The sequence below is a fragment of the Microbacterium halophytorum genome, from assembly GCF_002970975.1.
Lineage (GTDB): Bacteria > Actinomycetota > Actinomycetes > Actinomycetales > Microbacteriaceae > Microbacterium > Microbacterium halophytorum.
Genome location: NZ_KZ672983.1, coordinates 244569 through 269513 on the forward strand (window position 1 = coordinate 244569; position 24945 = coordinate 269513).

The following is a 24945-nucleotide window of genomic DNA, read 5'->3' on the forward strand; positions in this document are numbered from 1 at the left end:
AACAACCGCGACCTCAGGATCTCCCCACCGCCGCAGGGCGCAGGTGTCGCCCCGAATGGGCGCCCCAGAGGTCGACAACTGCGACCGCAACGGGCCCAGGCGGTCCGACGCGGTGAACAGTGCAGTCCGCCCCGAATGGGCGGTCTGCGGGGCGACAACCGCGACCGCGAGTGCGCGGCCCCGTCAGATCACCTCGTCGAAGGTGCGGTCGGGGGTGCCGTAGCGGTGGGCCGTGATCGAGATCGACTGCTCGCGCAGGAACGGGAGCAGCTCGAGGCGCGCGGCCGTCGTGACCTCGCCCGCGTAGATCGCGAGGTCCGGATGCCCGTCGATCGCTTCCGCGAGGCGCGTGCGCAGCTCGGCGGCCTGGTCGCGCGGGCCGACGATCCGCACGCGCGGCGGGTGCCGCAGCTCGGGAGCGTCCTCTTCGTCGACGGCCTCGAGGTCGTCCACGGCCTCTTCCGTGATGAGCTCCGGCTCAGGGTCCGCCCCGCGCCCGATCGCGTGGGCCGACGTCGTCGCGGGCGGCGCGCCCGCCCCGCCGAGCATGCCGTCCCAGGCCTCGGAGTCCGCCGACCGATCATCGCCGCCCGGATCCTGCTCGGTGCCGCCCCCGCCGTCCGCGGGCGCGGCCCCGCCGTTCGGCGCGTTGTCTCCGCCGACCTCGTCCGCGCCGTCCGGCTCGCCAACGCCCGGCTCCGCCGCGGGGCGCGGGTCGACGCGCGCGATCCACTCGTCGTCGGTCTCGACGTGCACCCTGACCCGCAGGTCGTTCAGCGCCAGGCGCACGGCGGTCGGGAGCGGCTCGGGCGTGCTCACCGAGAAGTGGCTGCCCGTGCGCACGCCGGCGACCATGACGCGCAGCAGCTCGCGCCACCCGGCGTCCGCGGACGCCCTCACGGCGACGGGAACGTGGCGGTAGCGCAGCAGGTTGCGCTCGACCCCGAGCCCCGATGCATCCTTCACGCGGCCGAACTCGCGGTCCCACGCGAGCGCGTCGGAGAGCGCCCCGCGGCGCAGCCATTCGAAGCCCTCGTAGGGCAGCGTCGGCTGGGCCGCCTCGATGAGCGTGGCGATGCGGGTGTCGAGCCCCCGGAGGTGCACCGACTGCGACGCCTGGCCGCCCCGCGTGGGGGCCCATTCGCCGAGCCCGACGAGGTAGTTCGGGCCGCCGGCCTTCGTGCCGGTGCCGACCGACGAGCGCTTCCAGCCGCCGAACGGCTGCCGCTGCACGATCGCGCCGGTGATGCCGCGGTTGACGTAGAGGTTGCCCGCCTCGACGCCGTCGAGCCACATCTCGAGGTCGCGCGGATCCTGCGTGAACAGACCCGCCGTCAGGCCGAACTCGACGGCATTCTGCATCCGGATGGCCTGCTCCATCGAGGAGGCGTGCATCACGCCGAGGACGGGCCCGAAGAACTCCTCGAGGTGGAAGCGCGAGCCGTGCTTCACGCCGATCCGGATGCCGGGAGTCCAGTAGCGTCGGCCGCCCCCAGGGAGCTCACGGGGCCGGATGAGCCAGTCCTCACCCTCGTCGAGGGTCGTCAGCGCCCAGTCGAGCTTGCCCTCCGGCACCTCGATCACGGGGCCGATCTCGCTCAGCGGGTCGCTGGGCGGGCCGACGCGGAGCGATCGCGTCGCGTCGGTGAGCTGCCGCGCGAAGCGCTTGGAGCGGCCGACCGGGCCGATGAGGATCGCGAGCGAGGCGGCCGAGCACTTCTGCCCGGCGTGGCCGAAGGCGCTCTGCACGAGGTCGCGCGCCGCGAGGTCGAGGTCGGCGGAGGGCGCGATCACGATCGCGTTCTTGCCGCTCGTCTCGGCGTGGATCGGCAGGTCGGGTCGCCACGATCGGAACAGCTCGGCCGTCTCGAACGACCCCGTCAGGATGACGCGGTCGACGTGCGGGTGCTCGATCAGGGCGCGGCCGAGCTCGCCCTCGTCGATGTCGATCAGGTCGAGCGCCGTCTCCGGCACGCCGGCGGACCAGAGGGCGTCCGCGATGACGGCGGCGCATCGGCGGGCCTGGGGGGCCGGCTTCAGGACCACGCCGGACCCCGCGGCGAGCGCCGCCAGAACGCCGCCGGCCGGGATCGCGAGCGGGAAGTTCCACGGCGGCGCGACGACCGTGACGGCGGAGGGGACGAAGCGGGCGCCGGGAACGCGATCGAGCTCGCCGGCGTTCGCGGCGTAGTAGTTCGCGAAGTCGATCGCCTCGCTCACCTCGGCGTCGGCCTCGGCGAGCACCTTGCCGGTCTCGGACGCAGCGACCTCGATGAGGTCGGCGCGGCGCGCTTCGAGCTCGCGCGCGGCCCGGCGGAGGATATCGGCGCGCTCCGACGCGGGCGTCGCCGCCCAGGACTGCGCCGCGTAGCGGACGCCGAGCACGCGCGAGTTCAACTCGCCGCGGGTCGTCACGCGGGCCTGCTCGATGCGCTGCCGACCCAGGTCCGAATCGGGAACCCGCCCCATGATCGCCTTCGCCCAGTCCCGGTTCTCGGGAACGGACGGATCGGTGTCCGGTGTGTTCCGGAAGCCGGGCGCCCCGCCGGAGGCGACGGCGCGGCCGTGGAACTCGGCGGTGTCGACGAAGCCGTCGGCCGCGTCATCGCCCGCGTCGTCGCCCGAGCTGCCGCGGCTGATGCCGAGGACGGCCGCGGTGAGCGGCTCATCGCCCGCCGGCGCCTCGGCGGGCGCTTCGGCGGAGACGGCGCGGCGCCCCGTGCGGCGGGGGCCCGTGCCGAGGTCGTGCGCCCGCGCGCGGCGCACCGAGTCGGCGAAGCGTTCCCGCTCGCGCTCGAAGAGGTCGGGGTGGGTGACCAGCTCGTAGGCCGCCGACAGGAAGTTCTCGCCCGACGCGTTCTCCTCGAGCCGGCGCACGAGGTAGCCGATCGCGACGTCGAACTCCGCCGGCTCGACGACGGGAACGTACAGCCGCACGGGGCCGACGGTCTCGGCGACGGCCTGCGCCTGCCCCTGCGCCATCCCGAGCAGCATCTCGAACTCGACGGCCTCGCTGACGCCGCGCGCCTCGGCGAGCGCGTGCGCGTAGCCGATGTCGAAGAGGTTGTGCCCCGCGACGCCGACGCGCACGGCGCGCACGGCATCCGGGGCGAGCGCCTCGTTCAGGCACCGGATGTAGTCGGCGTCGGTGTCGAGCTTCGTGTCGTAGGTCGCGGGCTCCCAGCCGTGCATCGCCGCCTCGACGCGCTCCATCGGCAGGTTCGCGCCCTTGACGAGTCGCACCTTGATCGGCTCGCCGCCGGCGTCGACACGGCCCCGCGCCCACACCGTCAGCTCGCGCAGCGCCGGCAGCGCATCCGGGAGGTAGGTCTGCAGGACGATCCCGGCGCGCACGCCGGACAGCTGCGGCTGGTCGAGCAGCCGGCGGAACACCGCGATGGTGAGGTCGAGGTCGCGGTACTCCTCGGTGTCGAGGCCCACGAAGGTGCCGTTCGACGCGGCGAGCTCGTACAGCGGGGTGAGGCGCTCGACGACGCGGTCGACGGTGTCGTCGAACGCCCACATCGACACCCGGCTGATGATGCTCGAGACCTTGACCGAGACGTAGTCGACGTCGTCGCGCTCGACGAGGCGCCGGATGCCCGCGAGCCGGCGGCCGGCCTCCTTCTCGCCGAGGACGGCCTCGCCCAGGAGGTTCAGGTTCGCGCGCTGGCCCTGTGCGCGGATGCGGCCGATCGTCTGGTCGAGCTTCTCGGGCCGGGCATCAGCGATGAGGTGGCCGACCATCGAGCGCAGCCCCCGTCGCGCGGCGGGGATGACAGCGGCGGGCGCCGCGGTGCCGACCATGCCGCCGAGCCGGATGGCGGCGCGCGTCGACACGGGGAGGGATCGCGGCGCGAGCGGAGCGATGCGGGCGAGGCTCCGCGCGGCGGCCGCGTGGCTCTCCGGCCGCATCACGCCGTCGACGAAGCCGACCGTGAACTCGAGGCCCTTGTCATCGCGCAGGACGCCGGCGAGGCGCTCCGCCCCCGCATCCTCCGACGCGTTCGCGGCCCGCGAGACCCAGGTGCGCGCGAGCGCCGCGGCCCGATCGACGAGGTCCTCCGCCACCAGCGGGTCTTCGAAGCTCCCCATGGCTCCACACTAGTGAGCGCAGTTGTGGGAACTGCTGATCTGCATGCGTTCGAACGCGGATTTCTCCCCGTGCATCCGGGCCCCTATGCTCGGCCTCATGAGTACCGACGACGTGCTGATCCGCCCCATCCGCGATGTCGACGCCGAGGCCATGGGCCGTGTCCACGCCCAGGTGTGGCACGAGACCTACGACGGCATGATCTCTTCCGCCGCGCTCGAGGCCGTCTCACCCCGGCGCCTGGCCGACCTGTGGTCGAACTACTCCTCCCGCGGCGAGGAATACCGCCACGCGGCCGCCCTCGTCGACGGCGAGATCGTGGGCTTCGCCGGCTCCGGCCCTGCGCGCGACGACGATGCGCCCGCCGACCGCGAGCTCTACTTCGTCTTCCTGCTCGACTCGTGGCACCGCAAGGGCATCGGCCGCGCCCTGTTCGACGCCGTGACCGACCCCGGCGAGCCGCTCTACGGCTGGATCGCCGAGAACTACCCGGGCGGCGAGGCGTTCTACACGAAGCGCGACTTCGTGTTCGACGGCGCTCGGCGCGACGAGACCTTCCTCGGCGAGACGCTCACCGAGGTCCGCTTCTCGCGCTGAGCGGCGCGCACACGCTCTCCGCGCCGCACCCGCGTGCGGCGTGCGACGATCGTCTGCGGAGCAACGGAGGGTGACCGGATGAACGGGTTGCGGATCTGGGCGCCGGAGGGCATCGGCGAGGTGCGCGAGGGCGACGACCTCGTCGGCCTCATCGCGGGCGTCGTCGGCGACCAGCTGGCCGACGGCGACATCGTGGTGGTGACGAGCAAGATCGTCTCCAAGGCGGAGGGCCGCTTCCTCGCGGCCGACGACCGCGAGGACGCCATCACGTCCGAGACGGTGCGCGTCGTCGCCGACCGCACGTGGCCCGACGGCACCCGCACCCGGATCGTCGAGAACCGCATCGGCGTCGTCGCGGCCGCCGCCGGCGTCGACGCATCGAACACCCCGGACGGCACCGTGCTGCTGCTGCCGGAGGATCCCGATGCGTCGGCCCGTCTCATCGCTGCCGGCCTGCGCGAGCGCACGGGAGCGCGCGCGGGCGTGATCCTCTCCGACACGCTCGGGCGGGCGTGGCGCGACGGTCAGACCGACCACGCGATCGGCGCCGGCGGGGTTCGGGTCTTCGACGACCTGCGGGGCACGACCGACGCGCAGGGCCGCGAGCTGGCGGTGACCAAGCCCTGCGTCGCGGACGAGCTCGCGGCCGCCGCCGACCTCGTCAAGGGCAAGGCGACCGGCCGGCCCGTGGCGGTCATCCGGGGCCGCGCCGACCTCGTCGGCCCGCTCGACCTGCCCGGCGCCCGGTCGATCCCGCGGCCCGGCGAGCGGGACATGTTCCACACGGGTGCGGACGAGGCGTACGCCGCCGGTTTCGCGGCCGCGCTGGGCGAGGCGGGCTGACGCCCGCCCCGCGCAGGGCCTCGGACCAGCGCGGCCGATCCCCCCGAGCTCTCGACCCGTCTCGTGGTCTCTGCGCGATCAGACGCGCCGTCGCGCGGCGCACGGCGGCGCGGTTCCCGTCACGGCCCCTCGCGGGCCGGACTGCCGCCGCCGCGGGTCCGCCTCCGCGTAACGGTGCGGAACATCCCGCGCCCCGGCAGGCGAGTTCCCACGCCGATCCGGTAAGAATGTCTGCGTGCCCACCTCCGCCCGCCCAGCCGCCGCTCGCGAGCGATCCTGGGTGCGCGGCCTGAGCCTGCTGCTCCTCGCCGCGGCGCTCGTCGTGGTCGCGTGGTGCGTCGTCTTCGCCGTGCGCGCGGCCCTCTCGACCGATCCGCTGCAGGCGTTCCTCGCGGCCTACCCCGGCGAGGCCCCTCTGCCCGCCGACACGGCCGAGGGCATCCCGGCGTTCGTGTCGTGGACGCACTTCCTGAACGCGTTCTTCCTCGTCCTGATCATCCGGAGCGGCCTGCGTGTGAAGTACGAGAAGCGCGCGGGCGGCCTCTGGTCGTCGCGCCGCGTCAAGAAGCGCCGGATGTCGCTGGCGCTGTGGGGGCACATCGGCGTCGACCTGCTGTGGCTCGCGAACGGCGCGGTCTTCGTCGTGCTGTTGTTCTGGTCGGGCCACTGGGTGCGCATCGTCCCCACGACATGGGAGATCGTGCCCCATGCCGTCTCGGCGGGCCTGCAGTACCTGTCGCTCGACTGGCCGACGCACCACAGCTGGGCGAACTACAACGCCCTGCAGCAGCTGTCGTACTTCGCGATCGTGTTCCTCGCGGCCCCGATCGCCGCGCTCACGGGCTGGCGGCTGAGCTCGTTCTGGCCGACGACGCTGAACCGCTTCTTCTCGGGCAACCTCGCGCTGAGGCTGCACTTCCCGACCATGCTGTTCTTCGTCGGCTTCGTCGTCGTGCACGTCTTCCTGGTCCTCACGACGGGCGCACTGCGCAACCTGAACGCGATGTACGCCGGCCGCGACGAGGTCAGCTGGCTCGGCTTCTGGCTGTTCGCCGGCTCCGTCGTCCTGATGGTCTTCGGCTGGTTCGCGATCCGCCGCGACGACTGGATCGCGGTCTTCGCGAAGCCGTTCGGCGACATCCGGATGATGAAGCGCTAGCGGCGCTTCGCATCGCCCGAGCACGGCGTCAGCGCAGCGCGACCGTCGTGCTCACCCGCTGCATCGCCGTGATCCCGTCGATCCGTGCCGGCTCCTCCGCACGGATCCTGCTGTCCAGCAGGATCCCCTCGGGATCGTCCACGGCCTCCTTCGTCGCCACGGGCTCCACGCGCAGCTGCAGACCCTGCCCGCGCAGTGCCTCGGCGAACCGGCCGGCCTTCACACGCCACGTCGGGCCGCTGCGGAAGTCATCGGCCACGAGGAGCCCCGTTCCGGCATCGAAGACGCGGCAGAGGTCTCCCGAGTACGCGATGTCGATCCACAGCTCCTCGACCGGTCCGACGGCGGTGAGCACGGCCCTGCTCGCCGTCAGCTGCTCGATCCCGATCCCGTCGATCGAAGGAGCCGGGAGCGCGGCCTCCACGGTCTCCGAGCGCGTGGCCGACACCAGCCGCGCGCTCGCGGGCGCCGGCCCCGTCTCGCCCAGCCCGCGCAGGCCATGCAGCACGGCGACGTCTCCATCGATCGTGAAGTCGCGGTCGGCGGTCACCAGGATCTTCTCCTCGCCTTCGCCCGCGACCTGCGCGCGCCCCGCCTCTGCCCAGGTGAGCGTGACGATCCGGATCGTGCCCGCCGCCCCGGTCGCGGTGACGGAGGACCCGGCGGGCACCTCGACGGCGACGCCGTCCGATTCCCGCCGGATGACCGCGCCATCCGGTGCATCCACGTTCGCCGCATCCGCTCCGGCGATGACGTGCTCGGCCCTGTCCTGCGACGAGGCGAGGACGAGCGTCCGGTCGGCGCCGCCGCCGAGCCGCGCGACGGCCTGCGCCGTCGACGAGACGAGCGTCAGACCGCCGCCGAGGTCGAGCCCGAACGGGAGGATGAGGCTCGCACCCGAGCGGATCCCGAGCGGGAGGTGGCGCGGGATCGAGATCTCGTCGGCGCCCCTGCGGATGCGGAGCCGGACGTCGTCGCGGTCGGAGAGCGCCGAGTTGTTGCCGTAGTTGCCGAGGAAGACGAACCCGGAGTCGCCGCTGCCGCGGATCGCCGAACGCAGGTCGTCCCTGTCGGGATCGTGCACGGGATCGGCCGGATCGACGACGGGCATCCGTGCCAGATCGCGACCGAACTCCCGGACGAAGTGGTTCAAAGGAACGAGTGCACGATACGACTCGCGTCTCTCGCCGAACTCGCTCACCGGTGCCCAGAAGTCGTAGGACCTCTGCGTGAAGCTCGATTCTTTGGGCGTCCAGCCGAACCCGTCGCCGCGAACGGGGTTGGTGCCGCCGTGGAACAGGTAGTAGCCGAGGAAGATCGACTCCGTGGACCCCAGGGAGGTCACTCCCGTCGTGAGGGTCATATCGGCCGGCGTCCGCGACCGGTACGCCGCACGATGCGGCGACCCCGTGCCGAGCTCGCAGAACGCCACGGGGTACCGACCGCGGCTCGGGTAGCCGCGCGGCGCGAAGGTCGTCATCCGGGCGTTCGGACCGGGCCTGTGGTGCAGGTCCATGTAGCCGCCGTACGTCGGCAGCAGGTCGCCGTCGGGCAGGTCCCCCGCCGTGCCCCATCCGGTCATCGTGAAGTACGCGGGGGAGATGCCCACGTCCACGGCGATGTCGCGCAGCGCGATCATGTGCGCGGCGAACGCTTCGCCCGTCGGCCCCCTGTGCTCGGAGGCCGTGTAGCCGAACAGCGTGCCCCAGTCGTTCGGGGCGTGTGAGAGCTCGTTCTCGAGTTGGACGAGCTCGATCGGCCCGCCATCGGAGAAGAACAGACCGCGCAGCTCCCCCGCGACGGCGGCGAAGTACCGCCGCACGAGGGCGAGGTACGCGTCGTCGTTGGAGCGCTCCACGACCGGCATCCCGAACAGCCACGGCGGCAGCCCTCCGACGAGGAACTCCGAGTTGTTGAACGGGCCGATCCTCGGGATGAACGTCATGCCGTAGTCGGCGCAGATGCGGGCGAAGCGCCGGATGTCGTTGGCCCCGGAGAAGTCGAAGCGGCCGGGCTCGGGCTCGACCAGCCCCCAGAACACGTACGAGCTCACGGTCGTGCAGCCCGCGTCGCGGAGCGCCCTGACCGCGTCTTCCCACTCCGCGACGGGGTAGCGCTGCGGCAGGAGCTCCCCCGCCACGATCGGGTACGGTGCCCCGTCGAGGGTGAGGTGCCATCGGTTGGCTCCGAGAACGCGCCCGGACGGGTCGGTGGCACCGCCCGCGAGGGGGCGCTCGTCGGGCCCCAGGGGATCCAGCGCGAGCGGTTCGACGCGCACGTCGAACTCGAGGTGTGCGGGCGACGGCAGTTCCGGCATGAGCGTGCTTTCTGTACGGGAGGAGCGAGGGGGCATCAGGCGGCGCCGGACGCGGGTGTTCGTTCGACGCGGACCGTGACCGATGCGCCGCCCCGTTCCGCCGGCGCTCCGCTCAGGTCCAGGAAGCGGATCGGGCGGAGAAGGCCGTGCTCGACGCCGAAGGATCCGGTCTCGGCGGCGAGCGATTCGTCGAAGTCGAGCTGCGCGCGCGCCGCCGCCGTGCGGATCTCGGCCCTGCCTGGTGCGACCAGTTCGATCGGCGCGGTGCTCACGTAGCGGAACGTCACGCCGATCGGCCGCGACGCGCGGTAGGCGTCATCGATCGTGAGCACGCCCGAACGGTACTCCCAGGTGCGCACGAGGAGCTCCAACTCCGGGGCGTCGTACGCGCTCGAGTACTCGATCCCGAATCGCACCGCGCCCGGCTCGTGGCGGATCTCGAGCACCCGCGCGGCCGCATCCGGCGCCCACCCCCGCTGGAACCCGCCGTCGATGATCGGCAGGCTGTGCCCCTGCGACCCCGTCGCGGGGTTCTCGTAGCGGCTCGGCGAGAAGTAATCTCGGTCGTAGACACCGAGCCCGGGGTCGGCCAGCAGGACCTCGCCGCCAGCGGCCAGGATGAAGCTGCCGACGTCGTTGTGGTTGTGCAGCTCGTCGTTGTGCCCGCCGCGCGCGGCGAAGCCGACCCCGTCGGCGTCCCTCGCGATCACCCACTGGGCGTGCGGGAACCAGGCGCTGCCGGCGGCCCCGGCGGTCGGCTCACCGCCCGCGGTCTCGGCGGAGTTCCACAGGATCCCCCGCGCACCGAGCACCCAACGCCGGTACCGCTGATCGCCCGGTCGGGGCACGTCCGGCCCCGGCGGCACGAGGACGCCCGCCACGCGCTCGGACAGGCGCGACAGCAGGCCCCGGTCGAGGCTCGCCTCCGGGCGCGTGTCCGCGAACGACGCGACGACGTCGCCGCTCAGCCGCATGGCCTGCGCGAACCCGGCGATCCGCGCGAGCCTGCCCGTCGGGTCGCGCCACAGGTCGATCTCGCCCCCGGACAGATCGCGCAGCGCCTCGGCGGCCGCGGTGAAGTAGCCGAAGCCGTAGTTCCAGTAGTCGACGCCCTCCGAGCACACACCGTCCTCGTCGAAGCCGCTGAGGTAGGAATCGAGGGCGGCCAGCACCCTCGGCGTCACGCGCTCGGCCTCGTCGTCGCTCAGGATTCCGACGCCCGCCAGCAGCACCCCGGTGGCGCAGACGCTGGCCCAGTTCGTTTGCGCCGTCTCCCACCAGTGCGTGCGAGCGAGGAACGGGTTCAGGATGCGCCGGCGCACCTCGGCACGCACCCGGTGCACGACGAGGGGCGGCAGCCGTTCCTCCAGAAGCGTCGTGATCTCCCTCAGCGCTGCCGCGGTCTCGGCCGCGCTGAGGTCGATCTGCTCGGCGTGCGGGATCTCGGGGGCGGCATCGAGCAGGCCGTCGACATGTGCGGGCATCGCCCATTGGTACTCGTCGCAGATCGCCCAGATCAGGTCGGCGAGCGCGGTCGTATCGCGCTCCGGATCCACGAGAGACGCGATGGCCAGATCCGCGAGCCGACCGCGGCTACTGCGATACCGCTCGACGTAGGCCGTGCGGTCACCGGTCCGCGCGAACGCCGCGAAGCCCGAATAGGAGAACGCGCCCGGCGACCGCCGCTCCGCGTCGTCCGCCCGTTCGAGGACGCCGCGGACGGACTCGGCCGAAGCGGGGTTGCCGCGGGCCGCGCGCCACCGCGCGGGGTCGCCCGCTTCGGAGAAGCCCGCCATCCGCGAGGCCTCCTGCGTCGTCGTGCCCGTCATCGCTGCCTGGTGCTCTCGCGCACGACCAGCTGCGGCTCGAGCACGACCTGCCGGTGCGCCCCGCCCGCGCCCGACAGCAGTTCGACCGCCGCCCTGGCGAACTCGGCCCTCGGCTGGCGGATCGTGCTGAGCGGCACGACGGCGGCCGACGCGAACTCGATGTCGTCGTAGCCGATCACCGCGATCTCGTCCGGCACCCTGACCCTGCCGGAGACGACAAGAGTCTGCAGGAGCCCGAAGGCCAGCCGGTCGTTCATCGCGAACACCCCGTCCGGGCGCTCCGCCGCGGGGCGGAGCAGCAGCCGCTCGCCGACCGAGCGGCCCTCGTCGACGGATCGATCGCTGACCGGAATCGTCTCGATCGTGACGCCCTGGTGAGCCTCGGCCGCACGATGCGCCCCCGCGAGCCGATCGTCCGCCTGGCGCAGGCCGGCGGGCCCTCCGACGAACGCCAGCCTCTGGCACCCCCGGGAGATGAGATGGGCCGCCGCCATGTATCCGCCTTCGACATCGTCGATCGACACCGAGGCGTTCAGGTCGGGCCGCACCTGTTTGTCGACGATCACGACGGGGATGTCCCGCCGGTGCAGCCGCTCCAGCTGCTGTTCGATGTCGCCGACGGGCGACACGAGCACGCCGGCGACGCGCTGCTGTTCGAACAGCTCGAGGTAGCCGCGCTCCCGTTCGTTGCTCCCGTCGCTGTTGGCCAGCAGAACCGAGAGACCCTGCCCGGCCGCATAGCCCTCCATGCGGCGCGCGAGATCGACGAAGAACGGGTTCCCCACGTCGAAGGCGAGCAGGCCGATCGTGGTGCTGCTCCCGGCGCGGAGCTGCCTGGCCGCGTCGTTGCGCACGTAGCCGAGCTCCTCGATCGCCTCCGCGATCCTCTTGCCCGTGGGAGGCGCGACCCGATGAGGCGTGTTCAGGAACTTCGACACCGTGGCGGGCGAGACGCTCGCACGCAGCGCCACTTGTTGCATCGTCGTCATTCTTCTCCTCCGGCGCCGGGCGCCGACGTCGCGTCGGCCTCGGAGCCCTCGTCCAGATAGACCCAGCCGATGGCACCATGCCACCTGTTGCTCATCGGTCCGATCCGGTAGTTCCAACGGTAGGACGGCTGGATCATGATCCGGTCAATCGTGCCCGACCAGCCCGGGATTGCGGACATGTCGATCTCGTAATCGTGGAAATCCGCGCCGGGCACGAGCGGAATGACCACGCCCCGACGCCCCGGCTCGTTGCCGGGCGGCGTACCGCTGCGCGGCCGGTCGAACTCCGGATCGTCCGCCGTGGCGAACAGCACGTACGCCGTCTGCCGATTGTCGGGGTTCGACATCCGGATGTGCACGGTGTCGACGGTGTCCGCGTCGACGCCGAGCCCCGCCGGCGAGAGCAGCGTCGGCTCGTACCCCGTCGTGCCGCTGACGCTCCCGCGCGAGACCGTGACGGGCTCGTAGCCGTCGTCGGCCGGCACCTGCGAGACCTCCGGCGCCGAGAACGTCCGCAAGCGCAGGCTGCGCTTCGACGAGGCCTCCGGCCCGTGCCAGCGACCGCCGGCGGTGACGCTGTAGTACTCCCCGCCCTCCGGGTACAGCCCCTGGTCGTTGTAGCCGACGCCGTAGCTTCCGGATCCCGGCGTCGTGTAGGGGTTCGAGATGTCCACCGAGTACAGGGCATCCGGGTCGAGCCCGCTCAGCCCCGGGTACACGCTGACGAACCCGCCCGACGCCGTCACCTCGTCGGCCGGCACGCCTCCGACGAAGAGCTCGTCGCCCTCCGGGTCGGAGATGGAGACCCGGAGGCAACCGCCCGGGTCGCCCGTCTTGTACGCCCAGAGGTCGAGCTGGGCGAGCGTCCCCGTGGTCACGCGCAGGGTCTGACGGCGCTCGAAGTTCCAGTTGATGTCCGCGACCTGGCGGAACGCTCCCGTCGAGTTGTCGACGTCGACGACGGTGTCCTCCGCCGGCACGCCCCGGCTCGGGCAGGACACGTCCGGATTCATCGTCCACCCCTCCCCCGAGTCGGTGAAGTCCCAGCGCGGTCCGGCCGTGTCGGCGACCTCGATCGACCCGACGGTGAGCGTGCCCTGCCCGGGAGCGAGCTCCACCCTGACCTGGTCGATCCGGTCGAGATCGATGCCGTCGATCGGCACGACGACGTCGGTGAAGCCCTGAGCCAAGCCGCGCACCTCATGGGCATTGACCTGGAACGCCACGGAGTGGGCCTCGTCGAACTCTCCGCCCGCGTCGCGCAATCGCACCGTTCCCGATACCGCATCGCTGGCGTTCCACAGCTGCAGCCGCACGACGTCGGCCGGGGCGAGGCCGAGGTCGTCGGGCGAGGTCAGCGCCAGGCCGTCCTCCGTGACCGGCGCCGTGAGCGTCCCCGCCCGCACTTCCGCATCGGCCGACGCGGTCCACCCCTGGGCGTTGCCGGCTTCGGAGAAGCGCCACTGCCCCTGCCCGTCCTCCGACGGCCCGCCGAGGTACGCGATCGCGGGCGTCCAGCTCACCTCGGGGCTTCCCGCGGCGACCTCGAAGCGGACGACGTCCCCCTCCGCGACCGCGATGTCGTCGGCCGTCAGCACGGACCCGAGCTCGTCCACCGTCGCATCCGCGACCGCCCTGCCGTCGATCGTGACGCTCACCGACGCCGTGCCCTCTGCCGCGATCGGGTATCCGCGCACCGAGATCACGCCGTCGCGCGGCGCCGTCCAGCCGAGGGCGACGTCTGCCTCGCTGCCCGCGGTGAGCTCGAATGGGGTGGCCGCGCCGGATGCCGCGCCCGCACCGTTCGCGAGGGAGCGCCAGGAACCGGCGACCCTCCGCTGATGGGACCAGGCGCTGTCGTCGGCTCCGAGGTCGACGGAGGAATGGCTGATCCAATCCTGTTCGAGCTGGAGATTGCGCTCGTTCGTCAGGCCCGCCGTCGTGCCGCCGATGTGAGCGGTGAGGAAGCCGTTCGGCTCGAACGCGAAGTTGTCGGCGATCACGGCCTCGGGTGCGGGGCCGCTCCCGACCTGCGACACCGAACCGCCTCCCGGGTACGGGATGTAGCTGTGGTACCCGTTGCGCAGGAAGGTGTTCGCCCGGATCTCGTTGTCCGTCGAATAGTCGTTCGCGCCGTGGATGGCGAGGTACTCGATCCCGCCGCCGTAGTTGTCGGCGAAGTAGTTGCCCGCGATCCGCACGTTGTGCGTGCGGGCCTCATGGTCGATCGCGACCATGTCGGGGTTCTGCGTGTTCGGGGTGTTCACGAAGACGTTGTTGGCGACCACGACGTCGCGAACGCTGCCCAGGTAGAGCGCTGCCGTGCCGTAGTCGGTGCGGCAGCCCGCCGAGCCGTCGAACGTCGAATCCCGCACCATCACATCCGACGCGGAGGAGATGGCGAGGCTGTCGGGGCATCCGGAATCGATCTGCGAAGGGACGTCGTCGGGGTGCGGGTTGTTGTTGTCGTCGTCCTTCTGCCGCAGGCCCTCGACCAGCACGTCGCGGAACACGCGGTTCGCCGTGGTCTCCAGCGTCCCGCCGCCGCTGGCGTCGGTCACCTTGCCCTGGTTCGCGAACACGATCCCGTGCGCGTTGTGGGACGTGTCGATGTCGCGCAGAGTGACGCCGGACACCGCGGTGTCGGCGAGGGTCAGCTCACCGGTGTTCCGGATGAACATCCCGGCGACGCGGCTGTCGCTCACCGATACGTTCTCGACCGTCAGCCCTTCGTGACCGGTCGACGAGTAGTCCAGGCGCATCCCGTAGTGGAACACGCCCCGGCCGTGGCCAGGATCTGTCCCGCCGATGTCCAGATCGGAGATGACGGTGTGATCGGCGTTCTTCACGACGACGGCGGCGTTGCTGCCGTTGTCGACGAACGTCGGGGCGGCGCCCTCGCCGTACGACCCGATGCGGGCGGGATCGCCCTCCGCGCCCCGTGGGGCATTCACGACGAGCTGCTCGTCGAATGCGGCGCCGCGGGCCAGCAGCAGGCTGTCGCCGGGGCCGAGCTCGAGCCCCGCGACGGGGCCGAATCCGCACCAGGGCAGGTCAGGGTCCGTTCCCGGCCCCGCATCGGAGCAGGCCGGGTCACCGGCGCCCGAGACGTAGTAGTTCCTGCCGTCGTCCGCTTGCGCCGGCGCACCGGCGAAGCCGGCGAGCGCCGCGATCGTCACGGTCGCGGTCGCAGCGCCGAGCAGGCGGCGTCGTCGTTCCGACATGGTCGTAGTCCTCTTCTTCGAGTGTCAACGTGCGTCGTTCGGAAGGGTCGGGGCCGGCGGGAGCCGGCCCCGCCCCGTGGTCACTGCGTGGCCCAGTCCTCGCTCCAGCCGGACTTCTCCGCCGTCTCCTGCGCCCACGTCGTCCACTCGCCCTCGAGCGCGTCGAGCTGTTCGTCGAGGGTCTTCGTCTCCAGGAGGTATCCGTCGAGGATGTTCTTCCCGGCGTTCGCCATCGAGCGCCCGCTCAGGTTCATCGACTTCGCAAGCGCCCAGTCCCCCGCCATGAGGTCCTCGACACCCGGGGCGGGCTTCGCGTCGACGGTCGCCGGGATGCCGCCCGTCTCGTCGAGCCACGCCTGCCCTCCGTCCGGGCTCGTGGCGAACTGGAGGAACTTCACGGCGGCGTCGAGCTGGTCGCCCGTCACGGTCGCGGGGATCATGTAGTTCGTGCCGCCGGCCGCGGCACCGAACTTCGCCGTCGCGCCGCTCGACAGCGGGGTGGTCTCGGTCGTGATCGTCGGGAAGCCGAAGCTCGACCACTCCCAGTCCACGTCCGCGAGCGTGCCGGTGTTGAAGTTCGTGCCCCAGGCCATGGCCGCGTCGCCCGCCAGGAACTCGTCACCGCCGACGAACGTCGACGTCGGGGGGATGCCCGACCAGTTCGGAGTCGCGCACGCGTCGTAGACCTCCTTCGTCAGCCGCAGCGACTCGGCGACCTCCGGCGTCTCGGTCGCGTCCAGCTCACCCGTGAGGATCGCCTTCGACAGGCTCTTCCACGTCACGGATCCGGCCGTGCCCTCCGTGCCGTCGGCCGCGTACTGGTCCCATTCGGCCACGTACTTGTCGAGCAGCATCGCGTAGATGGTCTCGCTGATCCATCCGGCGCCGAGAGACCCGCTGTCCATCGCCATCGGGGTGTACCCGGCATCGGAGAGCTTGTTGCAGGCGCCGATGAGGTCCTCGAAGGTCTCGACGTCGCCGTCGACTCCTGCCTCGGCGAAGGCATCCTCGTTGTAGAAGATTCCGGCGATGACGAGGTTGAGCGGTACCGATTCGAGATCGCCGCTGCCGTTGCGCTGCGCGTCGCCGTAATAGTTCTCGTCGAACATGTCGAGCCAGCGCTCGTTGCCTTCGACGTACGGGTTCGGCGCCTCGAGATACTCCGTGAGCGGCGTGACCTGATCGGGGTTGTGCGGTGTCTGGCCGAAGATCAGCTCCGGCGCGGTGCCGGCGGCGAGCTGGGTCGACAGCGTATCGGCGAAGCTCGAGATCGGAAGGACCGTGGTCTCGACGTCGATGCCCGGCTCCGCCTCCTCGAAGCGTTCGATCATGCTCTCCCAGGCGGGCCCGAAGGAATCCGCCTGACTGTTCCATTGGTTCGGTCCGGCGAGCGTGATGGTGGTCTTCCCCTCCGCTCCCGCACCTCCTCCTCCGCCGCATCCGGCCGTGGCCAGTGCGATGGTCGTTGCCGCCGCGATCGCCGCCGCTGAGCGGTAGTGACGAGTCCTCATCGATCGTCTCCTTTGTCGTGTGTGCTGGTGAGGTATGGGTTCTGGGTCCTGGTGCGCGTCAGTGCGCGCCCGCAACCCCGCCCTGGATGCCGGCGAGGAAGTACTTGGAGAAGACGACGAACAGCACCAGCAGCGGAATGCTCGCCACCAGATACCCCGCGAACAGCGGGCCGTACGCCGTGCCGCTCTGCCCTTGGAAGAACAGCAGGCCGACCGAGACGGTGCGCAGCGTGTTGTCCGTGATCGTCAGAAGCGGCCAGAAGAAGTCGTTCCACACGCTCTGCACCGTGACCAGCGCCACCGTGCCGATGACCGGCAGAGACAGCGGCATCATGATCGACAGGAAGATCCGGGGCGTGGATGCCCCGTCGAGCTGCGCCGCGTCGAACATCGTCTGCGGGATCCCCGCGATGAAGGTGCGCATCAGGATCGTGCCGAGCACGGCGCCCGTCGCGATGTGCGGGATGATCAGAACCCAGTACGTGTTGAGCATGCCCATGTTGCGCATCATCACGAACAGCGGGATGAGGCTCGCGATCGACGGCACCATCATCAGCGCCGCGATGAGCACGAACAGCGTGTTCCTGCCGGGGAACCGGAAGCGTGCGAAGACGAAGGCTGCCACGAGCGAGACCGCGACGATGCCCACGACGGAGGCCGCGGCCACGATGAGAGAGGCGATCAGGTACGGCTGCACCTGATGCCACGCCGTGGCGTAGTTCTCCCAGTGGAAGGGAAGCGCCGGGGCCCAGAAGTTCTCGTAGTACTGCTCGTTGTCCTTGAACGAGGTCACCACCATGAACAGGTACGGCGCAAGGCTCACCGCGACGAGTGCGATCAGGCCGGCGTGGACGCCGTACTGCCGGCGGGGGCGCCTGCGCACCGCACGGACGGCTGCCGCTGTCGGAGTCGTGAGAGTGGTCATCCTGAGTCCTTTCTCAGCCCTCGGCCGGCGTGCGGCGGCGGGCGAAGACGACGATGCAGCTGAAGACGAGCGTGATCGCGAAGAGGGTCGTGGACAGCGCGGCCGCGTAGCCCCAGTCCTGGCCCTGATAGGCCACGTTGATGATGCGGAGGATCGGGACGACGGTGGCGTTGTCCGGCCCGCCGCCCGTCACCACGTACGCCGTGAAGCCGTACTGCAGCGTGCCGACGATCGCGAGGAAGAACAGGATCTTGATCTGGCTGACCATCATCGGCAGGTCGATCCGCCACACCCGCGCGAAGCGACCGACGCCGTCGAGCGCCGCCGCCTCGAGCACCTCCGACGGAATGTTCTGCAGCGTCGAGTAGAAGATCAGGAACGGGAGCCCCGCGATGAACGGGAAGCCGACGAAGAGCAGCGCGAGCATGGCGATGTCGGGGTCGCCCACCCAGTTCTGCGCGAGCGCACCCAGCCCCATGGCTTCGAGAGTGCGATTGATCACGCCGTTGTTCGGGTGGTAGAAGAACTGCCACACGAGGGCCGTCACCACGCCGGGGAACGCCATCGGCACGATGAGCAGTGTGCGGTACACGAAGGCGGCCCGACGCCCGCGGAGCGAGACGAGCAGCTCGGCGGCGAAGAGGGGGATCGCCCAGGTGACGACCTGGAAGACGAAGATCAGGCCGAGGTTGCGGAACGAGTCCCACCAGATCGTGTCGGCGAACATCTTCGCGTAGTTGTCCCAGCCGATCATCGTCGACTCCGCGGCGGGCCTCCAGTCGAAGAACGAGTGGAAGATGCCGCTCAGCGCCGGGTAGTACTGGAATGCGCCGAGGATCAGGAAGATGGGCACGAGCGCGATGTAGACGCCGGTCAGCCGGCGGGAGCCGCGCCGGCGGCGCACCGGGGGCGCCGGCGCGCCAGGCACGATCGCCGCCTGATCGACCGCTGGCCTCTCGTCCGTCATGGACATACATCCTCCTCATCGATGATGCTCGACCCGTTGAATGAATCGATTTACCGATCTTGACCGAGACCCAGCCCTCCTGTCAAGACGCAATTTCCGTTGACTTTGGTGAGGCGTAGCTCACTCGCCAGTTGCGCGGGCTCACCAGAAGTGAAACCATTTACCGACCATGACCGATCTTGTCGAAGCACGCACGGCGACGCAGCCGTCGCCACATCCCTCGAGACAGACTGCGGAGGCCCGTGCCGCCGACGGCGCGCCGCGAGCGCTCTCCGTCGCGCTGAGTCCGACACCGCGGCTGACCTGGCCCGTCGAACCGGGGCTCGACGTCACCCCGGCGACGATCGTGCGCGTTCACGACGAGTCCGGCGACCTGCACGACGAGATCCGCCTGCCCCGCGGGGCCGCCCCCGAGGCGACAGTCCGACGGCCGCTCGCCCCGTTCTCCCGCTACCAGTGGAGCGTGCAGCCCCTCACCGCGGGCGCGCGCCGGACGACGTCGCTTCTCGACACGGCCGCATTCACCGGCGAGGACTGGACGGCGTCGTGGCTGACGGCACCCGCGGGGTCGACGATCAGGCGGCGGGTCCCCCGCATCGACGGAGTGCGGCGCGCCTGGCTGATGCTGACCGCTCAGGGGCTCGTCCGCGTGAGCATCGGGGGCCGCGTGGTGAACGCGTCGCACCTCGACCCCAGCCGCACCGACACCGTGCGCGCCCTGTACCGCTGCTACGACGTGACCGACCTCGTCGCCGGAGAGGCGACGACCCTCGACATCACCGTCGGAACCGGGGAGTGGACGCGCACGGGGGAACAGCCGCGCGTACTGGTCGAGCTCGTCGTGCGCGACGATGCCGACGGCCTCGTCCGCGTCGCCCCTGACGAGGCATCACCGCTGCTGCGGAGCGCGATCACGGTCGACGAGCCGTTCTACCTCGAGAGGCACGAGCCCCGGGTGGACGGTTCCGCGACCGGTGGCTCACCAGGGCTCGTCGAGGATCCGCATCCTTCGTTCCCGCTGCCGAGCAGCATCGGCCCTGACCCTGCGCCGCCGATCCGGCGCATCGCGACGCGCGGGCTCCGCGAGCTCGCGCGCGGCCCCGGCGTCCGGGTCTTCGACGCCGGTACGAATATCGCGGGGAGGGCGCGCATAGCCCTTCCTCATCCCCTCCCGGAGGGCACGACGGTCCGTCTGACGCACGGCGAGCACCTCGATCGCGAGCGCCGGCTCGATACGACGAACCTCAGCATGCCGCAGGATCGGGACCGCCCCCGCCAGGTGCTGGAGTGGGTCAGCGACGGCCGTGCCACGACGATCGAGCCGTGGTTCGCGTACTACGGGTTCCGGTACGTCGAAGCGACGGGGCTCCCCGCGACCCTCGAGGTGGTGGCCGAGGCCGACCTGATGCACAGCGACGTGCGCGCCGCCGGACGCATCGACACCGACTCCCGTGTGATCACGGAACTCCTGGCCCGGGCGGAGCGCACCTTCCTGAACAACGTGCACGGCGTTCCGGAGGATTGCCCGACCCGCGAGCAGGCGGCGTGGACGGGGGACGCGGCTTCGGTCGCCGAGTACGCGCTCGCGGCGTTCCGCAGCGAGACGTTCCTGCGCAAGTGGATCCAGGACCTCGTCACCAGCATCCGACCGTCGGGGGAGCTCCCCTCGGTGGCACCGGACGTCCGCGCCGACAAGTTCCGCGCGGATCCGGTGTGGGGTGCGGCGCTGCATCGCCTGCTGCACGGGCACTGGATGCACTACGGCGACGCGGAGCTCGTGGACTCGGCCCTGCCGGCGCTGAGGCGCTGGGCCGATTTCCAGTGGTCGGGCCGCGACGAGCAGGGGATCGTCGGCGAGGCTCCCGTCAGCCATGGGCAGGACTGGTTGGCACTGGAGCAGACCCCCGCGCAGCTGCTGCACACCGCGGCGGTGATCGACTGCCTCGAGACCCTCGCCGCCCTGGAGACGGCGCTCGGCACGGCTTCCGAGGCGCGCCGCAGGGTCTCCCAAGCGGCCGCGCTGCGCACGGCGGCGCGAGCCGCGTTCGTCGACTCCGACAGGGGCGTCGTCGCCAACGGCTCGCAGGGCTCGTATGCGGTCGCGCTCGAAGCGGGCGTGCTCACCGAGGCCGAGGCACCGCTGGCCGTGCGGCGCATCGTCGGCGACATTCGCGCCCGAGGCTCCCGCGTGAGCGGTGGCTTCGCCACTGTCCGGGCGATCGTCCGCACCCTGAGCGCAGCGGGCGAGCACCGAACACTGCTGGACGTCGTGAGCCAACCAGCCGAACCAGGGGTGGGCGCCATGCTCGCGACCGGCCCCGGCACGTTCTGGGAGTCGTGGTGGATCGATCCGGAGAACGTCGGAACCGGCTCCCTCGACCACGTCGGGCTCGGCGGGCCGTTCGCCGGTTGGGTGTGGGAGGGCGTGCTCGGCCTGCGGCCGACGTCGCCGGGATACCGGAGCTTCGACCTCGAACCGGTCCTCATCGGGGGAATGGAGCGGCTCGCCGTCACGACGCCGCTCCCTCGCGGCGACCTCAGCATCGCCGTCGCCCGAGCCGGTGACCTCATGACCGTGTCCACAACGGTTCCCGGGGGAACGTCGGGGCGGCTCCGCCTCCCCGACGGCCGTTCCGTTCGGCTCACGGCGGGCGCCCACCGATTCGAGTGCCGCCTGCGCTCCGCGGGTTCCGACCCCGCGGAGCGCGCGGGCAGCCCTCCGCCCGTCGCCGCGCCCGTGCCATGGCAGGCGCCTCCGCTCGCGCCCGTCGCCGCGGACGTGGATCGACCGCCGTTCCGCATGAGCGCGGCGTCGCTGTCGCCGGGCGCGGGCGAACCCGCCGCCACGGATCGGGAGCGCCTCGACTGCACGCCGGTTCCGCACGCGCAGCCGCCCGGCCCCGTGGTCGAGGTCAGGGCGGGCACCCCCGCCGCTTCCCCCACGGTCGTGCTGCGCCCCGAGCAGCCGCTCGATCTGCGAGGGGCTCGCTTCGCGTATGCGTCTCTGGATCTGTGCTTGGCGCGGCCGGAGACGACATGCCACCTCCTGCTCATCGTGCGGTCGGCCGATGGCAGCGAGCGGACCGGCACCGCGCGGGCATGGCCGGCGAGCTGGAGCCGCGTCGCGGTGGATCTCGACGGCTGGAGCGGCGTCGACGCCGTCACCGAGATCGAAGTGGGGCTGCGCCGAGTCGGCGTCGGGCCGATCCCGCTGGCCCTTCACGCCCCCGCAACCGACGGTCGCGACGGCTTCCACCTGGGGGAGGTCGGCGTCAGCGGACTGCGCAGAACGTGGTGAGGGATGCCGCGGCGTGCGCCGGGCAGGCGTCGACAGCTCCGCGCGACGGGGCTCCGCTCAGAACGCGCAGCGCTGGTCGGCGAGGCGCGCGTCGTCGCGGCTGCCCGGCACGAGCGGCGGACGATCGGCGGGCGTCGCCGCCGGGTGCTCGTGGATCGCGTGCAGGATCGCGTCCCACAGCACGAGGTCTTCGTTCTCGCTGTCGAACATGCGCCCGCCCGCGTGCCGGTCGGCGCGCACGATGATGAACGCCCACGCCTTCAGGTAGTCGACGCCGCACCACTCGGGCACCCGGCCCGTGCGGCTGTACTCCTCGTCGGCGGGCGCGAGCAGCTCGCGGAAGCGCTCGAGGTGCACGAACCTGTCGTACCCGTTGTACTCGTGGGCCCACTCGACCTGTGCCCGGCGAAGGTCCTGATCCGTCATGCCGGCAGGCTCCCACGGGCCTCTGACATTCCGGTCAACGGGCACCGCGGCGGCGTTCCGCAGGGGAGTCAGGCCGCGGCGGTCGCGGCGCGCTCGTCCTCTTCCGTGACGACCAGCTGGCCGCACGCCCCGTCGATCTCCTTGCCGCGCGTGTCCCGGATCGTCGTGGGGATGCCCGCGTCGTTCAGGATCCGCACGAACTCCAGCTGCGCGCTCTTCGGCGAGGCGTCCCACACCGAACCGGGCGTCGGGTTCAGCGGAATCGGGTTGACGTGCACCCAGCCGCGTCCGCGCTCGTTCAGCTTGTCGGCCAGGAGGCTCGCGCGCCACGGGTGGTCGTTCATGTCGCGGATCAGCGCGTACTCGATCGAGACGCGGCGACCCGTGCGGTCGAAGTAGGCGCGCGCGGCGTCGAGCACCTCGTCGACCTTCCACCGCGAGTTGACGGGGATCATCTCGTCGCGCAGCTCGTCGTCCGGCGCATGCAGCGACAGCGCGAAAGTGACGGGGATCTCCTCGTCGGTGAGCTTCCGGATGGCCGGCGCGAGGCCGACCGTCGAGACCGTGATGCCGCGGGCGCTCATGCCCATGCCCGCCTTCTTGTCGGTCATCACCCGAATGGCGTGCATGACGCGGGCGTAGTTCGCCAGCGGCTCGCCCATTCCCATGAAGACGATGTTCGTCACGCGCTCGTCGTCGTGCTCCGCCTCGCCGAGATGGCCTTCGCGGATGAGCGCGTTCGCGCGCACGACCTGCTCGACGATCTCGGCCGCCGACATGTTGCGGGTGAGGCCGTTCTGACCAGTGGCGCAGAACGGGCAGTTCATGCCGCAGCCGGCCTGGCTCGACACGCACAGCGTGATCCGACCGGGGTAGCGCATCAGCACCGACTCGACGAGCGCGCCGTCGTGCAGCTTCCACAGGAACTTGATCGTGTCGCCGTCATCGGTCTGCAGGCGCCGGACCTCGGTGAGCAGGTTCGGCAGCAGGCCGGCGACGAGCTCCTCGCGACCTTCCGCGGGGAGGTCGGTCATGCGCTCCGGGTCGGACGTGCAGTGCTGGAAGTAGTGCGTGCCGAGCTGCTTGGCGCGGAACCCCGGCATGCCGAGCTCCTTGACCTTCTCGACCCGCGCATCCGGCGTCAGGTCGGCGAGGTGCACGGGCGGCTTGCCCCGCTTGGGGCTCGCGAACTGGAGCAGCGGGCGCCCCTCGGCGTCCTTCGCCTGCTTCCACCCCTCGGCCTTCGGGCGCACCTGGCGCACGGCACCGGCGGTCTCGGCGGCGGGGCGCGCGGAGCGCTCGGAATCAGTCATAGGAAAAGGGTACGCGGCAGGCCCTGGGAGGCCTACGGGTATACCGCGGCTCCGGATCCCGACACGCTCAGCCGAACGGGCAGTTCTCCCCTGGGGTCTTCCGTGCGGTTATGAGTAGGCTGAGTGCATCCGGCGGCGGTTCACGGGGGGACGCGGCCGGATCCTTCCTGCTTCCCCACCTGACTCCCAGGAGTTCACATGGCAACCCTTCGCCGCAGCCGGGCCGTCTTCGCGATCGGCGCACTCGCACTCGTTCCCGCGGCCCTCACCGCATGCGGCGCCGGCGGCGCCGGCGGCCAGAGCGTCGCGGACGCGTGCCAGGTCGCCCAGGACGGCATGACCCAGATCGAGTCCGACATCACGGAGGCCACCACGGCCGCCGTGTCGGGCGACGCCGAGGAGCTCAACGGCCTGATCCAGGACACGAGCGACGAGATCACCGCGATCAGCGAGGACATCACCAACGAAGAGGTCAGCGGCGCCTTCGGCGACTTCGCGACCGCTTACCAGGGCCTGGCCGACGTGCTCGCCGAGTTCGGGGAGCTCGACATGTCGGATCCCGAGGCGGCCACCACGGCAGCGGGCGAGCTGACCGAGAAGATGACCTCGGCCAGCGAGGACCTCACCACGGCGTCGAGCCAGCTCGCCGACACCTGCGGCTGAGCGGACGGCAACGGGGAATGCCCGGCGGAACATCGGTTCCGCCGGGCATTCCCGCATTCGGGGCGACCGGGACCGCCGCCCGCTACTCGAGCCCGAACAGCGCGCGCACGAGTGCCGCGGCCTCGGCTCCGCGCCGCTGCTGCACGGAGATGCTGAGCCGTTCGGACAGGTCCGTCCACCCTCCCACCGGCTCTGGCAGCGAGCGCAGCACGATGCTCATGAGCGGCAGCTGGTCGGCGAGAAGCCGACCGCGGGCCACGTCCTCGCCCGCCGCGACGGCGTCCATGAGCGCGACGAAGCGCTGGCGCCACTCCGCCTTCAGCGCGTGAGCGAGCTCGACGGCGGCCTCATCGACGGCCGAGAAATCGGCCTGCTCGGCCTGGGCGTACTCCAGGCCGAAGCGGATGTGCAGGGCGCACACCTCGCCGAAGTACTGGCGCAGGCGTTCGCTCTCGTCGTCGCCCAGGCGGCGCACCCGCGTCTGGCGACCCGGCCACACATCGAGGAGGCCGGAGCGCTCAAGATGCAGGATCGCCTCCCGCACGGGCGTGCGGGACACGCCGAGGCGCTCGGCGATGTCGCGATCGCGCACGGCATCGCCCGGCCCCAGCTCCCCCGTCCGGATGTCGTCGATCAGTTGTCGGTAGACCCCGTCGGAGAGCCGCTGTGCCGACACCTGCAGCGGCCCCCGTGCCTTGAGTTCGTCGCCCGCTCCCGCGAGCCTGGCCGTCGTGCGGCCCCGTATGTCGTTCATCTCTCCCCCATCCGCGCCCTGCGGCGCCAGATCCTTC

The 24945-nt window shown here is 71.4% G+C and carries 16 protein-coding genes; 5 read left to right on the forward strand and 11 right to left on the reverse strand.

Annotation, left to right across the window (positions count from 1 at the left end; genetic code table 11):
- Positions 1 to 183 precede the first annotated feature (183 nt).
- Positions 184 to 4095 carry a proline dehydrogenase family protein gene (locus C0010_RS04025; RefSeq protein ID WP_198410793.1) on the reverse strand — a complete coding sequence of 1304 codons (3912 nt, stop codon included), beginning with the start codon at positions 4093 to 4095 and terminating at the stop codon, positions 184 to 186.
- Between the two features lie 97 nt (positions 4096 to 4192).
- On the opposite strand from C0010_RS04025, the gene C0010_RS04030 reads away from it, so the two are divergent.
- The 3 genes from C0010_RS04030 to C0010_RS04040 all read left to right on the forward strand — a co-directional run bounded on the left by C0010_RS04030 (position 4193) and on the right by C0010_RS04040 (position 6692).
- Complete coding sequence (locus C0010_RS04030) at positions 4193 to 4690, forward strand: GNAT family N-acetyltransferase (RefSeq protein ID WP_232531712.1); 498 nt, start codon at positions 4193 to 4195, stop codon at positions 4688 to 4690.
- Between the two features lie 78 nt (positions 4691 to 4768).
- Entirely contained in the window at positions 4769 to 5533 is a 765-nt protein-coding gene (cofE, locus tag C0010_RS04035; RefSeq protein ID WP_105565779.1) for a coenzyme F420-0:L-glutamate ligase, read from the forward strand.
- A 235-nt stretch (positions 5534 to 5768) separates the two neighbouring features.
- Entirely contained in the window at positions 5769 to 6692 is a 924-nt protein-coding gene (locus C0010_RS04040) for a cytochrome b/b6 domain-containing protein (protein WP_105565780.1), read from the forward strand.
- A gap of 28 nt (positions 6693 to 6720) precedes the next feature.
- Here C0010_RS04040 and C0010_RS04045 read toward each other — a convergent pair whose 3' ends face one another.
- From C0010_RS04045 to C0010_RS04075, 7 genes are all read right to left on the reverse strand, one after another.
- The gene (locus C0010_RS04045; RefSeq protein ID WP_158685280.1) at positions 6721 to 9009 is read right to left on the reverse strand and encodes a beta-galactosidase; all 2289 of its coding nucleotides are present in this window, start codon (positions 9007 to 9009) and stop codon (positions 6721 to 6723) included.
- Positions 9010 to 9044: 35 nt separating this feature from the next.
- Complete coding sequence (locus C0010_RS04050) at positions 9045 to 10838, reverse strand: heparinase II/III domain-containing protein (protein WP_105565782.1); 1794 nt, start codon at positions 10836 to 10838, stop codon at positions 9045 to 9047.
- Positions 10835 to 11827: a LacI family DNA-binding transcriptional regulator gene (locus tag C0010_RS04055; protein ID WP_105565783.1), complete on the reverse strand. Its 993-nt coding sequence runs from the start codon at positions 11825 to 11827 to the stop codon at positions 10835 to 10837. The genes C0010_RS04050 and C0010_RS04055 overlap by 4 nt, the downstream gene beginning before the upstream one ends.
- Entirely contained in the window at positions 11824 to 15051 is a 3228-nt protein-coding gene (locus C0010_RS04060) for a right-handed parallel beta-helix repeat-containing protein (RefSeq protein ID WP_105565784.1), read from the reverse strand. The genes C0010_RS04055 and C0010_RS04060 overlap by 4 nt, the downstream gene beginning before the upstream one ends.
- An 80-nt stretch (positions 15052 to 15131) precedes the next feature.
- Positions 15132 to 16562 (reverse strand): ABC transporter substrate-binding protein, encoded by a 1431-nt coding sequence (locus C0010_RS04065; protein ID WP_105565785.1) that lies wholly within the window; start codon positions 16560 to 16562, stop codon positions 15132 to 15134.
- Between the two features lie 58 nt (positions 16563 to 16620).
- Positions 16621 to 17487 (reverse strand): carbohydrate ABC transporter permease, encoded by an 867-nt coding sequence (locus tag C0010_RS04070; RefSeq protein ID WP_105565786.1) that lies wholly within the window; start codon positions 17485 to 17487, stop codon positions 16621 to 16623.
- 13 nt (positions 17488 to 17500) lie between these two features.
- Positions 17501 to 18454, reverse strand: a complete 954-nt coding sequence (locus C0010_RS04075; RefSeq protein WP_105565787.1) for a carbohydrate ABC transporter permease — start codon at positions 18452 to 18454, stop codon at positions 17501 to 17503.
- Between the two features lie 169 nt (positions 18455 to 18623).
- On the opposite strand from C0010_RS04075, the gene C0010_RS04080 reads away from it, so the two are divergent.
- Positions 18624 to 21752 carry a family 78 glycoside hydrolase catalytic domain gene (locus C0010_RS04080; protein ID WP_105565788.1) on the forward strand — a complete coding sequence of 1043 codons (3129 nt, stop codon included), beginning with the start codon at positions 18624 to 18626 and terminating at the stop codon, positions 21750 to 21752.
- A gap of 57 nt (positions 21753 to 21809) precedes the next feature.
- Here C0010_RS04080 and C0010_RS04085 read toward each other — a convergent pair whose 3' ends face one another.
- Both C0010_RS04085 and rlmN read right to left on the reverse strand, forming a co-directional pair.
- The gene (locus C0010_RS04085) at positions 21810 to 22178 is read right to left on the reverse strand and encodes a hypothetical protein (protein ID WP_105565789.1); all 369 of its coding nucleotides are present in this window, start codon (positions 22176 to 22178) and stop codon (positions 21810 to 21812) included.
- Positions 22179 to 22246: 68 nt separating this feature from the next.
- Positions 22247 to 23491 carry a dual-specificity RNA methyltransferase RlmN gene (gene rlmN / locus C0010_RS04090; RefSeq protein ID WP_105565790.1) on the reverse strand — a complete coding sequence of 415 codons (1245 nt, stop codon included), beginning with the start codon at positions 23489 to 23491 and terminating at the stop codon, positions 22247 to 22249.
- A gap of 198 nt (positions 23492 to 23689) precedes the next feature.
- Here rlmN and C0010_RS04095 point away from each other — a divergent pair, with 198 nt between their 5' ends.
- Entirely contained in the window at positions 23690 to 24154 is a 465-nt protein-coding gene (locus tag C0010_RS04095; protein WP_105565791.1) for a hypothetical protein, read from the forward strand.
- 82 nt (positions 24155 to 24236) lie between these two features.
- Here the strand turns inward: C0010_RS04095 and C0010_RS04100 are convergent, their stop codons facing one another.
- Positions 24237 to 24908 (reverse strand): GntR family transcriptional regulator, encoded by a 672-nt coding sequence (locus C0010_RS04100; protein WP_158685282.1) that lies wholly within the window; start codon positions 24906 to 24908, stop codon positions 24237 to 24239.
- Positions 24909 to 24945 lie beyond the last annotated feature (37 nt).

Excerpts from the sequence above, each read along its gene's own strand:
- C0010_RS04095 (WP_105565791.1), top strand. The coding sequence starts at position 23,690 with ATGGCAACCCTTCGCCGCAGCCGGGCCGTCTTCGCGATCGGCGCACTC.
- rlmN (WP_105565790.1), bottom strand. The coding sequence starts at position 23,491 with ATGACTGATTCCGAGCGCTCCGCGCGCCCCGCCGCCGAGACCGCCGGT.
- C0010_RS04065 (WP_105565785.1), bottom strand. The coding sequence starts at position 16,562 with ATGAGGACTCGTCACTACCGCTCAGCGGCGGCGATCGCGGCGGCAACG.
- C0010_RS04050 (WP_105565782.1), bottom strand. The coding sequence starts at position 10,838 with ATGACGGGCACGACGACGCAGGAGGCCTCGCGGATGGCGGGCTTCTCC.
- cofE (WP_105565779.1), top strand. The coding sequence starts at position 4,769 with ATGAACGGGTTGCGGATCTGGGCGCCGGAGGGCATCGGCGAGGTGCGC.
- C0010_RS04085 (WP_105565789.1), bottom strand. The coding sequence starts at position 22,178 with ATGACGGATCAGGACCTTCGCCGGGCACAGGTCGAGTGGGCCCACGAG.
- C0010_RS04075 (WP_105565787.1), bottom strand. The coding sequence starts at position 18,454 with ATGACGGACGAGAGGCCAGCGGTCGATCAGGCGGCGATCGTGCCTGGC.
- C0010_RS04025 (WP_198410793.1), bottom strand. The coding sequence starts at position 4,095 with ATGGGGAGCTTCGAAGACCCGCTGGTGGCGGAGGACCTCGTCGATCGG.
- C0010_RS04055 (WP_105565783.1), bottom strand. The coding sequence starts at position 11,827 with ATGACGACGATGCAACAAGTGGCGCTGCGTGCGAGCGTCTCGCCCGCC.
- C0010_RS04030 (WP_232531712.1), top strand. The coding sequence starts at position 4,193 with ATGAGTACCGACGACGTGCTGATCCGCCCCATCCGCGATGTCGACGCC.
- C0010_RS04060 (WP_105565784.1), bottom strand. The coding sequence starts at position 15,051 with ATGTCGGAACGACGACGCCGCCTGCTCGGCGCTGCGACCGCGACCGTG.
- C0010_RS04080 (WP_105565788.1), top strand. The coding sequence starts at position 18,624 with ATGACCGATCTTGTCGAAGCACGCACGGCGACGCAGCCGTCGCCACAT.
- C0010_RS04100 (WP_158685282.1), bottom strand. The coding sequence starts at position 24,908 with ATGAACGACATACGGGGCCGCACGACGGCCAGGCTCGCGGGAGCGGGC.
- C0010_RS04045 (WP_158685280.1), bottom strand. The coding sequence starts at position 9,009 with ATGCCGGAACTGCCGTCGCCCGCACACCTCGAGTTCGACGTGCGCGTC.
- C0010_RS04070 (WP_105565786.1), bottom strand. The coding sequence starts at position 17,487 with ATGACCACTCTCACGACTCCGACAGCGGCAGCCGTCCGTGCGGTGCGC.